The organism is Acinetobacter sp. GWC1_38_13 (assembly GCF_001767535.1).
In the GTDB taxonomy this organism is placed as follows: Bacteria; Pseudomonadota; Gammaproteobacteria; order Pseudomonadales; family Moraxellaceae; genus Acinetobacter; species Acinetobacter junii.
This window is the reverse complement of the sequence record NZ_MELG01000035.1, coordinates 51,203-63,014: the sequence shown is the minus strand read 5'-3', so window position 1 is coordinate 63,014 and position 11,812 is coordinate 51,203. Positions and strand designations below refer to the sequence as shown.

The following is an 11,812-nucleotide window of genomic DNA, read 5'->3' as shown; positions in this document are numbered from 1 at the left end:
GTTAGCTTATTAGTTCCAAGTATGGCTTTTGCAATCAATGACTTGGATACAGGTCTAAAAGCTTATTATCAAAAAAATTATAAAGTTGCTTTTGACAGTTTTGAAAAATCAGCAAAAATGGGAAACGTTCAGGCAATACACTATTTAGCAAGTTTGTATTTTCAAGGTTTAGGTGTCCCAAAGAATGTAGAAAAGGCTTTTAACTTATTTAATCAATCTGCTCAAAAAGGTTATGCTCCCTCCTTAGCAAATCTTTCGATTATGTATTATGAAGGTATTGGAGTACAAAAAAATCCTGAAAAGGGTTTTGAATATACTAAAAAGGCTGCGAATGCAGGAGATTTGCAATCTCAATTTAATTTAGGTAATGCTTTTCGCAAAGGGAACTTTGTTAAACAAGATTATACTAAAGCTGCTTTTTGGTATGAAAAATCAGCAAAAGCTGGTTATTCTTTTTCTCAAAATGAGTATGGTTTATTATTTGCTCAAGGTTTAGGTGTTGAACAAGATTATTATAAAGCTTACGCATGGATTAGTGTTTCAGCTGAAACAGGAAATGATCAGGCAATTAAAAATTTGAAGAATTTTACTCAAATTTTTAATATCCAAGAAATGAAAAAGGCTAAGGAGCTAGCTGATCAGTATAAAACACTTTATCTTAAATAAAAAAATTAGGTATTTCTGATGAAACTCAATTCATTCTCTCCACTCCCTGAAAACGATGATGAACTTCATCTTCCTGAACTGGTCTATTGGGCTTCTCTTGGTGATATGGAACAAGTCGAACAATTATTGGCTGACGGTATAGATCCAAACCAGACTGATGATGAAGGGTATAGCGCGTTACAGGCTGCTGCTGAGAATGATCATTTGGCGGTGGTAAAGCTACTGGTGAGTAAAGGGGCAAATGTGGCTTATAAAGGCGAATATACTGCGCTGCAGCTTGCAGAAATGGCAGAGCATGATGAAGTAATTGCTTATCTTAAAAGTCTTTAAATCACGCATAAAATGATAAATAAAAAGAAGCCCCATCATCCTGACGGGGCTTCTTAGTATTCAGTTTCTTGTCGTTTATATTCCTTATCAACGACCGCTTCCTGCGTATCTTGTTATTTTCAATGAGACTTCCTGTCTCTTTGTGTTTTCTATGATAAGGCAAAGTTTTAAATTGAACTATTCGCCAATGACGACGATGGTTGTAGGCTTAAGCTTACATGGCAAATATATGCTTTATAATAAAAAAGCGGAATCATCAGACTCCGCTTTTTTATTAATTTGATTTAGAAATGAATGTCTAAACCAACATATGGCCCTTTAAAATCAAATTTAAGATCATTTTTTTCATAATCATCTAATTCGATGTTTAAAATACGGTAGCCTGCTTTTAAGCCAACATCGACCAATAAATTATCAATAAAGTTATATTGTAATTCTGCTTGGGCATCTGTGATTTTAGCATCATTAAAGTTGCTATATAACAATTCCGCTTTTGCGCTTAAACCTGTAAACGGTAGTTTGACCCCAGCTGAACCGTAGATCACTGGAATTGTTTTATCGATATCAGTTTTTGTTAAATTCAACGTTTTGACATCGCCATTCAAATTGGTTGCACCAAAACCAACATCTGCATTCACAACGTTATCGAGAATTTCATAATATAGAATGAAATCGGTATGATCGATATCTAAGTCATAAACAGGTTGACCTAAAACTTCATTTTCAGTTTGTGTTTTTAAATTCACATAACGGATTTTTGCATTTGGAATTAATGGAACAGGGTGTTCAACAGCAAGAGAAATTTGCGCAGCCCCTTTACGGTCAAGGTCTTGATCTTGAGCAGAAGTTTGGGTTGCCATGTTTGCTTTACCGTCGTATGCCCAGTAGCTCACATCACCTTTGACACCAATAACATCTGCTTGTGCTAAACCACAAAGGCTTGTTCCTAAAGCAAGCATCGATATTTTTAAAATTTTCATCGTATAGTCCTAATTTATGAGCGTAAACCGTAATGAATTGTTGTGAATTCATCATAGATTGGGCGAATGATATAGTGATCTGTAAAATTATGCAGTAGTCTAATTTTAGTTTTTTGAAAAGAGAATAAGAAATGAAAGAGCAAGAAAACGTTGTTGAATATCCATTATATTTGGCTGGTAAAGCGGTAAAGACAGCAGTGTGGTTAGATGTACATCATAAATATCAGGCTCATGTTTTCGCACGAGTTGCTTTGGCTGATGCTAAAACACTAGAAAAGGCAATTGCATCAGCTGTTAAAGCTGAAGCTGAAATGGCTGCTTTAAAACCTTTTGAAAAACAAAAAATATTGTTGCATTGCGTGAAACGGTTCAATGAATTGCGTGGTGAATTGACTGAGATTTTGATTGCGGAAGGCGGCAAGCCTCGTGGTGCAGCAAGTGCTGAGGTTGAACGGCTGATTAATACCTTCCAATTGGCTGCGGATGCAGTGACTCAAATGGATGATGGTCGAATAATACCTTTAGCGGTCACACCAGCAGCTTCTCGTTATCGTGGGATGGTTAAACAGGTGCCGATTGGCGCAGTTTCCTTAATTAGTCCATTTAATTTTCCTTTGAATTTAGTGGCGCATAAGATTGCACCTGCGATTGCAGCGGGTTGTCCTTTTGTGCTGAAACCAGCAAGTTTAACGCCAATTAGTTCGCTTAAAATTGCAGAGATATTGGCTGAAACAGATTTGCCTAAAGGTTCATGGTCAGTATTGCCTTGTGATCGTCAAGCGGCGGATATTTTAGTTACGGATGATCGTTTTAAGTTGCTCAGCTTTACGGGTTCTGATCAAGTCGGCTGGGATATGAAAGCGAGAGCAGGTCGTAAAAAGGTTACGCTTGAATTGGGGGGTAATGCTGCGGTGATGATTGAGGCGGATGCAATCATTGATGATGCTTTGATTGACCGTTTAATTGGTGCAGCTTATGGTCATGCAGGTCAGATTTGTATCAGCGTGCAGCGGATTTTAGTGCATGCTGATATTTATGCGGATCTAAAAAAGAAATTAATCACAAAATTAAAAAAGATTAAAGTTGATGATCCAAGCTTAGCAACGACGTTGGTCGGTCCAATGATTAAAGAAGCTGAAGCGATTCGACTGAAAAAATGGATTGATAAAGCCGAAAAGAAAGGTGCAAAAATACTTGTTGGTGGTGTTTTAGATGGTGTTTGTTTTGAACCGACCTTATTGGAAAATGTTGATTCAACTTTAGAAATTTATAAAGATGAAGCATTTGGCCCTGTTGCCATTTTAGAAAAATATAAGGATTTCGAGCAAGGAATTGCAACAATTAATCAAAGTCGTTTTGGATTACAAGCAGGAGTTTATACACAAAATCTCAATAAAATGTTGTATGCATGGGACCATTTACATGTAGGAGGTGTAATTATCAATGATGTGCCAACCTTCCGTGTCGATAATATGCCGTATGGCGGTGTGAAAGACTCAGGCTTAGGTCGAGAGGGAATTCAATCCGCGATTCGAGATATGCAGGAAGAACGGTTGCTGGCGATCAAGCAATAGATTATTCAGGTAGACCTTGTGATTCTGCACCTAATAGTTTTCTGTATCTTAAATTTATCATTTGACTATAAGGTCAACTATTGACTGAGTTGAAAAATAATCAATCGCTCGAAAAGTGTGATTTTTTCGTCAGGAATTTACAGTAAAAAGAAATAAAAACAGGTATTGTTCAGCTATTAAAAGCAGAAAAACAAAATCCAATCTTTAAGGAAGATGGTTTGGTTTTTGCTTGTTTGTACATGGAAATAAGAGACCCACAAGGTTGAACTTTCATGCAAGCAAAACAAGATTTTTACGGTACTTTTCTCTCTGTTGGATAATAACAAGTGAACGCAGTTTGAAAAGTGCCACATGAATATATTAGGTGTTCTATGGCAGATTCTCGTGAAAACTGGACATCACGATCTGGTTTTATTATTGCAGCTGTAGGTTCAGCTGTAGGTTTAGGTAATATCTGGCGCTTTCCATATGTTGCCTATGAAAATGGTGGTGGTGCCTTTCTTATCCCGTATTTATTGGCACTTATCACTGCGGGTTTACCGCTTTTGTTTTTAGATTATGCCACAGGTCATCGTGCTCGTAATTCTCCACCGAAAGCTTATCGTTCTTTGTTTAAAGGCGGTGAAACATTAGGTTGGTGGCAAGTCTGTGTCTGTATTATCATCGGTTTATATTACGCTAGTGTTTTGACTTGGGCGGGAAGTTATATTTATTTCTCGATCGGGCAAGCGTGGGGTAGTGATCCTGAAAGCTTCTTCTTTAATACTTACCTACAAACTTCAAAAGCTTCAGGTTTTGATTTTCAGTTTGTTAGTCATCTATTTTGGCCAATTGTGGGAATTTGGGCATTAACACTCATCATTCTTTATGGTGGGGTTAAAAAAGGTGTTGAATTATCGAACAAGATTTTCATGCCTTTACTGTTCGTATTGTTCACTATCCTTGTTGTTCAATCTTTACGTTTACCTGGTGCGGTTCAAGGCTTAAATGCTTTCTTTACGCCAAACTGGGCAGCGATGATGGACTATAAAGTTTGGTTAGCAGCTTATGGTCATACGTTCTTCTCACTTTCTGTAGGTTTCGGGATCATGGTGACCTATGCATCTTACTTGAAACCTAAAACTAACTTAACAGGCTCTGGTTTGATCGTTGGTTTTGCCAATGCATCGACTGAAATCCTTGCTGGTATTGGTATTTTTGCTGCACTTGGCTTTATGGCACATGCTGCGGGTACAGAAGTTAAAGATGTCGTAAGTGGTGGTATTGGTCTGGCATTTATTGCATTCCCTAAAATTATTTCAAGCTTAGGTGCAGGCGCAGACGTATTTGGTCTGTTGTTCTTCTCATCGTTGTTTGTTGCTGGTATTTCATCGATGGTGAGTATTCTTGAAGTGCCAATCGCAGCAATGCAGGATAAATTGAAATGGGGACGTAAGAAGGCAGTAACGATCATCGGTGGTGGTAGTGCGCTAGTTTCAGTGATTCTATTCTCAAGCGTTAATGCCATTAAGCTGGTGGATATTGTGGATCACTTCATCAATAACATCGGTATTATTGGCGGAGCATTGGTTTCTATCATTAGTATTGCTTGGTTTAAACGCTCTGCTTTGATTGAACTTCGGGATCATGTGAACCGTATTTCTACGATTCAGTTAGGTAAAGGTTGGGCGTTTACGCTTACTGTGATCACATCATTGATCCTGTTAACGACTTTGAGCATGACAGTGATTAACTTGATTAAGAACGGTTACGATACTTACAGTATGAGCTTACAAGGCGTGTTTGGATGGGGCAGTGTCATTTTCTGTGCTGTCGTTGCGCTAGTTTTAAGCAGAATGAAAGATCGCTAGGAGAATAAAATTATGAATACTTCAGCAATCGTAATGATGATTATTTCAATGGTGTTTTTATGGGGTGGACTCGCTTTGTCGATTCGCCACCTAATGAAGAATCCAGAAGATTTAGATGATGTTCTTGAAGAAGTTAAAGATCAGCATACGCTGTGATTGATTCTTAAAAAAAAGCAGGCTTTTAAGCCTGCTTTTTTATTACGCTTGTTTTTGGATATGACAATAATAGAAACCATCACCTGATTGATTTGAAGGCAACAGCTGACGACCATGAATCTGTTCTATACCCCAATCCGCAGAGATTTTAATTTCTTTTGCATCGGGATGGTCTGCAAAAAACTCGACCATCTGCTGCTCATTCTCGACTTTTAATATTGAGCAGGTGATATAAAGCAGCGTACCGTCAACTTTAAGCTGTTGCCACATCTGTCTCAAAATCTGTTGCTGTAAAGCCACGGTTTGTGCGATGTCTGTGGATTGTCTGAGCAAGCGAATATCCGGATGACGACGAATAACACCTGTTGCAGAACAAGGTGCATCCAGCACGATACAATCGACGGGTTCTGGTGCCTGCCATGTGGTGGCATCGGCTGCGATAATCTCCACCTCAGTTTGATCTAAACCAAGACGTTCGATATTTTCAGAAACACGCAATAAACGTTTTGCATCATGATCTAATGCAATCAGCTTTTTAGGATTAAAGCGCTCAAGGATATGTGCTGTTTTTCCACCTGGTGCAGCACAAGCATCAACCACCACTTTGCCATCTAGGTTCGGTAAAAGCGTGGCACACAATTGTGCATGTTCATCCTGAACAGAAAAGCCACCTTCTTCGAAACCTGGTAAATGGGTAATATTGCCCGTTTGTTCCAAAACAATACCAACGTCAGAAAGCATGCAAGGACGAGCATTAATCTGTTCTTCGTCCAAAATCTCTAAATATTCATCACGACTAACTTGGCGTTCATTGACGCGCAGGGTGAGTGGCGCGACTTGTTTTAAGGCTTGGCACAGATGCTCTGCTTGCTCAGGCCAATCTTTTTTGATTCGTTTGAATAACCAACTTGGTAAACCATGTGTATTATTCAAAGCTGTTTGAAATTCATCTGTTTCACGTGAAACACGACGCAGAATCGCATTGACCAAACCACTCATTGGCTCGAAACCTAATTGCTTAGCCGCATTTACAGTTTCCGAGATTGCAGCATGTACAGGAATACGGGTACATAAAATTTGATATAAACCAAGATATAAACAACTTTCTAATGCTTCATTGTCTAACGGTTTGGTGAGCAATGGTAAGGTAATGGCTTTTAATGAAAACCACTGGCGTAAACAACCTAAAGTCAGTTCGTGATATAAACCACGATCACGTTCAGAGACCATATTGATATGTTGATTCAATACAGAAGTCAAAGATTGCCCATTTTGAACAGCCAAAAGTGTTTTGATCACTTGCGCACGTAGATTCAGATTTTTTGTAGATGATTGATTCGATTGGCTCATGGGAGAATTTGTCCAAGATGTAATTTTTGAGTTTGGGCAATTTGGACAGCATTGAGCGCTTTACCACCTGACCACTGTAAACTGGTTAAGCACACGACACTGTTTTCACCACAAGCGACATGTACGCCTTGCTTATCAATTGCAAGAATTTCACCTAATTGAGCATTTGCTTTACTGATCTCGGAGCGCATTGAACTCCAAACACGTAAGGCGTTATTTTCATCCAATTGAATAAAAGCCACAGGCCAAGGGTTGAACGCACGAATATTGCGGTCGATTTGGATTGCAGTTTGTGTCCAATCAATACGTGCTTCTGATTTTACTAATTTATGTGCATAAACCGTCAGGGATTCATCTTGAACTTCACGTTTGGCAATAAATGATTGCAAACTTTGCTCAGTTTCAAGCACGGTACAAATGGCTTCAGCACCTTGAGTTGCCAACTTGTCATGCAAGGTTGCAGAGGTATCTTCTGCAGTAATTGGGCAATAGGTTTTGTACATCATATCGCCTGTGTCCAAACCTGCTGCCATTTGCATGATGGTGATACCTGTTTCAGCATCTCCTGTTGCGATTGCACGTTGAATCGGAGCTGCTCCACGCCAACGAGGTAATAGAGAACCGTGAATGTTTAAACAACCGTATTTAGGTGTATCTAACACTGTTTGTGGCAAGATCAGACCGTAAGCAGCGACTACCATGACATCAGCACCCAAAGCTGCTAACTCTTGTTGAGCAGCTAAACCTTCTTCAGTCGACGCTTTAAAATGCAGCGGTTGAAAAACAGGTAAGCCATGTTCAAGTGCAAGTTGCTTTACAGGAGAAGGCGTAAGCTTTTGTCCGCGTCCTGATTTACGATCAGGTTGAGTGTAAACCGCAATAATCTGGTGTGGTGTTTTTAATAATGCCGCCAATGCGGTTGCCGCAAATTCAGGCGTACCAGCAAAAATGATCTTCACAAAGATAATCCACAGAAAATTTACCCCAAATTATAAGCCAAAAAGCCACTAGCCCCTAATTAGGTGAAAGGAATTGTCTTTGAACAAAAAAAGATAGGTTCGCTGGTCATCAGTTAAACGATAACTTGTAGTATGATGGGAAAAGCTCAGTATCATTTCGCCAGAGAGAATGTCCTATTCATCTCGAGCACAAACTTGTTGGGAATAAAAAATGCCTGATTATCGTTCGAAAACATCAACACATGGAAGAAATATGGCTGGCGCGCGCGGTTTATGGCGTGCGACAGGTATGAAAGATGAAGATTTTGGCAAACCTATTATTGCGGTCGTCAACTCATTTACCCAATTCGTTCCAGGTCACGTGCATCTTAAAGATTTAGGGCAACTGGTTGCACGAGAAATTGAAGCTGCTGGTGGTGTAGCGAAAGAATTTAATACCATCGCGGTAGATGATGGTATTGCGATGGGGCATGACGGCATGTTGTATTCATTGCCATCACGTGATTTGATTGCGGACTCAGTTGAATACATGGTCAATGCCCATTGTGCCGATGCAATGGTGTGTATCTCGAACTGTGACAAGATCACACCGGGAATGCTCATGGCTGCAATGCGCTTGAATATCCCAGTGGTATTCGTGTCTGGCGGTCCGATGGAAGCGGGTAAAGTTAAATTCCGTGGCGATGAAAAAGCGATTGACCTTGTAGATGCGATGGTTGTTGCTGCTGATGAAAGCTATACCGATGAAGAAGTTGCTGCTTTCGAACGCTCTGCGTGTCCTACTTGTGGTTCATGTTCAGGTATGTTTACTGCAAACTCGATGAACTGTTTAACAGAAGCATTAGGTTTATCATTACCAGGCAATGGTTCAATTGTTGCAACGCATGCCAATCGTGAAAAATTATTCCTAAAAGCGGGTCGTTTAGTTGTTGAACTTGCGAAACGTTATTACGAACAGAATGATGACAGCATTTTGCCACGTTCAATTGCAACTAAAGCTGCGTTTGAAAATGCAATGACGCTTGATATTGCAATGGGTGGTTCAACCAACACTGTATTACATTTACTTGCAGCTGCACATGAAGCTGAAGTTGATTTTACAATGGATGATATTGACCGCTTGTCTCGCCAAGTACCAGTGTTGTCTAAAGTTGCACCTGCAAAATCTGATGTACATATGGAAGATGTGCATCGTGCGGGCGGTATTATGGCGATCTTAGGTGAGCTTGATCGTGCTAATCTACTGAATACTTCATGCCCAACCGTACATGAAAAAACACTGAAAGATGCTTTAGATAAGTGGGATATTATTCGCACTGAAGATCCTGATGTTTATGAGTTCTATCGCTCTTCACCAGGCGGTGTTCCTACGCAAGTCGCATTCTCACAAAACCGTTATTATTCAACGCTTGATGGTGACCGTGAGAAAGGCGTAATCCGTAATGCGGAACATGCTTTCTCTAAAGACGGTGGTTTAGCTGTACTTTACGGTAACATCGCATTAGATGGTTGTATCGTTAAAACAGCGGGTGTAGATGAATCGATTCTGAAATTCACCGGCACAGCACGTGTTTTTGAAAGCCAAGATTCAGCGGTTGAAGCAATCTTAGATCATAAAATCGTTGCAGGTGACATTGTTGTGATTCGCTACGAAGGTCCACGCGGTGGTCCAGGTATGCAAGAAATGTTGTATCCAACAAGCTACTTGAAATCAAAAGGTTTAGGTAAAGACTGCGCTTTGATTACGGATGGTCGTTTCTCTGGTGGTTCTTCAGGCTTATCAATTGGTCACGTGTCTCCTGAAGCTGCTGAAGGCGGTGCGATTGGGTTAGTTGAAGATGGCGATACCATTGAAATCGATATTCCAAATCGTACGATTCACTTGAATGTAGATGATGCAACGATGGCTCATCGTCGTACGGTTCAAGAAGCGAAAGGCTGGCATCCAGCTGAAGAGCGCAAGCGTAAAGTTTCTAAATCACTTAAGATTTATGCAATGCACTCTACGAGCGCAGCAAAAGGCGCTATTCGCGTTCTGTAATTCTGATCGCCGCTTAAAGCGGCGAAATCCCTCTTACAATAAAAGGGGGATTTTTTTTTGATTTTATTAGATACTGAAGATAATTTTTGCTGACGTATAAATTGATACGTGAGTACAATTTCATTCACTTACAGATTTTATGACCATTAGAGGCTATCGACATGTCTTTGTTACGTCGTTGGTTTGATCCCATCCGATCGCGTTGGTTTTACCAAAAACCTTCTCGTCAGGCGGAATTACCCACGGAACAGGGTTTAAGCATTTATCTTCGTTTAGACGATGTTTATAGTTATCTTGCGGTACAACAACTGGATCAGTTGAATGAGATTTTGAGTGACGAACTCAAACCATTAAAGGTGATTATATCTAGACAGGGTGCAGAGCCTCCAAATGGAATGACTGCTCAAGATTGGCTTCAATATTGTCTAAATGATGCCAAGATTCTAGCAAAACAGCATCGTTTTGGATTTGACGATACACCCGAAATACCAACAGCTGAAGCCTTACAACAAGCAGAAACAATTCTAAGAAATACGCCATTAAGAGAACAAAATTTTTTACATTTACTAGAAGATGTTTTTCATATGCTTTGGCAGCAGCAATATGGAAAATTACGTACTTTGCATGCCATGGCCAGCAAGCATCAAACTCCACAAAATTACCCAGAACGCATTTTTAAAGATGTGCCAGTGATTGCTAGCTATTTCGAATTTGGTGAGCGTAAGTATCAAGCTGTTGATGATTTATTACGTTTGACCCGCCGTTTAAAACAACAAAAACTACTTACGGGTAATCCCATCTTTTTGATTAATCATATTGAGTGGCGAGAGCATTTAATCAATGACGGTGAGTCTATAACTGAAGTTCAAGGTTTGCATCCAGAGCTGGATTTATATATCGCTCTTGAAGATCCAATGAGCTGGCTATTACTCGCCTACATCAAAGAAGAACTGGCAAATTATTACAATATCCAATTAAGCGTGTATCCATTAAGTTATCACGGACGTGATTGGTTTGATTGGAGTTTGGCAACACGAGTGTCTAAGCGGACACAAGTTGCATTTACACCTTTTTGTCGACCAACCAAAGAGGCAACCTATGAAATGGCAAAATTGTTTTATAGCGTCCCTGTTGAGCAACAAGTCGACTGCATGCATGAGATTTTAGAAGCGGTTTGGACACGTGGAAAAGACTTATCCTTTAAGGCGCATTTTCAAAAAATGCAAAAGCGTCTGGATATTGAGCAACTGACTGAACAAGATGTTGAACAATGCTTAAAGCAAAATGATGTTCTGTGTCAGGAAAAGCATCAACCTGATTTTCCAGTCTTAGAGTTTCGTATAGACGGACAAACTTATGTGTTTAATAGTTTGTATCGAGTGTGGATGATTGAAAGCATTATTAGTAATGTTTTAGAAGAAAAGTATAAACAACAAAGCCAAGAGTAACTTTGAGCATTTTAATACTGAACAATAAAAAAGGAAAAAATGATGGGAACATGGTCACACGAATCGTTTGGAAATGACACTGCAAATGACTGGGCATACGAACTAGAGGATGCGACAGACTTTTCAGTGATTGAGGCTGCTTTACAGGTGGCACTTGATGAGGGCGATGAGTATTTAGATGCTGATTTAGCGATGGAAGCCATTGCTGCGGTTGAAGTCATTGCAAAGCGTCTTGGCAAAGGGACTCAATCCGATGTTTACACTGAGAAAGTAGATCAATGGTTAGAAACCATTTCGGAGCAACCAAGTGATGATCTGTTGTCATTGGCGAAGCGTGTTTTGGAACGAATAGTTGCTGATGATTCTGAACTCAAGGAATTGTGGCTAGAGTCCGATGAATATGAGTTATGGTTGGGGAACATTCAGCAGTTAAAAAATGCTTTACAGTAAAAAAGGCA

General features: G+C 39.8%; 11 protein-coding genes. 8 read left to right on the top strand and 3 right to left on the bottom strand.

Going from position 1 to position 11,812, the window contains the following annotated elements:
- Together A2003_RS03640 and A2003_RS03635 are read left to right on the top strand one after the other, a co-directional pair.
- The coding region (locus A2003_RS03640; RefSeq protein ID WP_286686821.1) for a tetratricopeptide repeat protein at positions 1 to 666 on the top strand (666 nt) is incomplete at its 5' end.
- A gap of 18 nt (positions 667 to 684) precedes the next feature.
- On the top strand, positions 685 to 996 hold the full coding sequence (locus A2003_RS03635; protein WP_005403491.1) for an ankyrin repeat domain-containing protein: 312 nt from the start codon (positions 685 to 687) through the stop codon (positions 994 to 996).
- Between the two features lie 284 nt (positions 997 to 1,280).
- Here A2003_RS03635 and A2003_RS03630 read toward each other — a convergent pair whose 3' ends face one another.
- Positions 1,281 to 1,976 carry a TIGR04219 family outer membrane beta-barrel protein gene (locus A2003_RS03630; RefSeq protein WP_286686820.1) on the bottom strand — a complete coding sequence of 232 codons (696 nt, stop codon included), beginning with the start codon at positions 1,974 to 1,976 and terminating at the stop codon, positions 1,281 to 1,283.
- Positions 1,977 to 2,107: 131 nt separating this feature from the next.
- On the opposite strand from A2003_RS03630, the gene A2003_RS03625 reads away from it, so the two are divergent.
- The 3 genes from A2003_RS03625 to A2003_RS03615 all read left to right on the top strand — a co-directional run bounded on the left by A2003_RS03625 (position 2,108) and on the right by A2003_RS03615 (position 5,556).
- On the top strand, positions 2,108 to 3,550 hold the full coding sequence (locus A2003_RS03625; RefSeq protein WP_112986332.1) for an aldehyde dehydrogenase family protein: 1,443 nt from the start codon (positions 2,108 to 2,110) through the stop codon (positions 3,548 to 3,550).
- A gap of 371 nt (positions 3,551 to 3,921) precedes the next feature.
- Positions 3,922 to 5,400 (top strand): sodium-dependent transporter, encoded by a 1,479-nt coding sequence (locus tag A2003_RS03620; RefSeq protein ID WP_004910343.1) that lies wholly within the window; start codon positions 3,922 to 3,924, stop codon positions 5,398 to 5,400.
- A gap of 12 nt (positions 5,401 to 5,412) precedes the next feature.
- A complete protein-coding gene (locus A2003_RS03615) occupies positions 5,413 to 5,556 on the top strand; it encodes a methionine/alanine import family NSS transporter small subunit (RefSeq protein WP_004910340.1) in 144 nt (47 codons plus the stop codon).
- A 42-nt stretch (positions 5,557 to 5,598) separates the two neighbouring features.
- Here the strand turns inward: A2003_RS03615 and rsmB are convergent, their stop codons facing one another.
- Together rsmB and fmt are read right to left on the bottom strand one after the other, a co-directional pair.
- Entirely contained in the window at positions 5,599 to 6,906 is a 1,308-nt protein-coding gene (gene rsmB, locus A2003_RS03610; protein WP_286686819.1) for a 16S rRNA (cytosine(967)-C(5))-methyltransferase RsmB, read from the bottom strand.
- A complete protein-coding gene (fmt, locus tag A2003_RS03605; RefSeq protein ID WP_136700137.1) occupies positions 6,903 to 7,865 on the bottom strand; it encodes a methionyl-tRNA formyltransferase in 963 nt (320 codons plus the stop codon). Before fmt ends, rsmB begins: the two co-directional genes overlap by 4 nt.
- Before the next feature lie 211 nt (positions 7,866 to 8,076).
- Between fmt and ilvD the strand changes: the two genes are divergently transcribed.
- The 3 genes from ilvD to A2003_RS03590 all read left to right on the top strand — a co-directional run bounded on the left by ilvD (position 8,077) and on the right by A2003_RS03590 (position 11,804).
- A complete protein-coding gene (gene ilvD / locus A2003_RS03600; RefSeq protein ID WP_125272764.1) occupies positions 8,077 to 9,906 on the top strand; it encodes a dihydroxy-acid dehydratase in 1,830 nt (609 codons plus the stop codon).
- A gap of 161 nt (positions 9,907 to 10,067) precedes the next feature.
- Entirely contained in the window at positions 10,068 to 11,354 is a 1,287-nt protein-coding gene (locus A2003_RS03595; protein WP_286686818.1) for a hypothetical protein, read from the top strand.
- Positions 11,355 to 11,396: 42 nt separating this feature from the next.
- Positions 11,397 to 11,804, top strand: a complete 408-nt coding sequence (locus tag A2003_RS03590) for a DUF4259 domain-containing protein (RefSeq protein ID WP_286686817.1) — start codon at positions 11,397 to 11,399, stop codon at positions 11,802 to 11,804.
- Positions 11,805 to 11,812 lie beyond the last annotated feature (8 nt).

What these genes read in the sequence shown, in the direction of transcription:
- A2003_RS03635 (WP_005403491.1), top strand. Translation starts at nt 685, where the DNA reads ATGAAACTCAATTCATTCTCTCCACTCCCTGAAAACGATGATGAACTT.
- A2003_RS03630 (WP_286686820.1), bottom strand. Translation starts at nt 1,976, where the DNA reads ATGAAAATTTTAAAAATATCGATGCTTGCTTTAGGAACAAGCCTTTGT.
- A2003_RS03625 (WP_112986332.1), top strand. Translation starts at nt 2,108, where the DNA reads ATGAAAGAGCAAGAAAACGTTGTTGAATATCCATTATATTTGGCTGGT.
- A2003_RS03620 (WP_004910343.1), top strand. Translation starts at nt 3,922, where the DNA reads ATGGCAGATTCTCGTGAAAACTGGACATCACGATCTGGTTTTATTATT.
- A2003_RS03615 (WP_004910340.1), top strand. Translation starts at nt 5,413, where the DNA reads ATGAATACTTCAGCAATCGTAATGATGATTATTTCAATGGTGTTTTTA.
- rsmB (WP_286686819.1), bottom strand. Translation starts at nt 6,906, where the DNA reads ATGAGCCAATCGAATCAATCATCTACAAAAAATCTGAATCTACGTGCG.
- ilvD (WP_125272764.1), top strand. Translation starts at nt 8,077, where the DNA reads ATGCCTGATTATCGTTCGAAAACATCAACACATGGAAGAAATATGGCT.
- A2003_RS03595 (WP_286686818.1), top strand. Translation starts at nt 10,068, where the DNA reads ATGTCTTTGTTACGTCGTTGGTTTGATCCCATCCGATCGCGTTGGTTT.
- A2003_RS03590 (WP_286686817.1), top strand. Translation starts at nt 11,397, where the DNA reads ATGGGAACATGGTCACACGAATCGTTTGGAAATGACACTGCAAATGAC.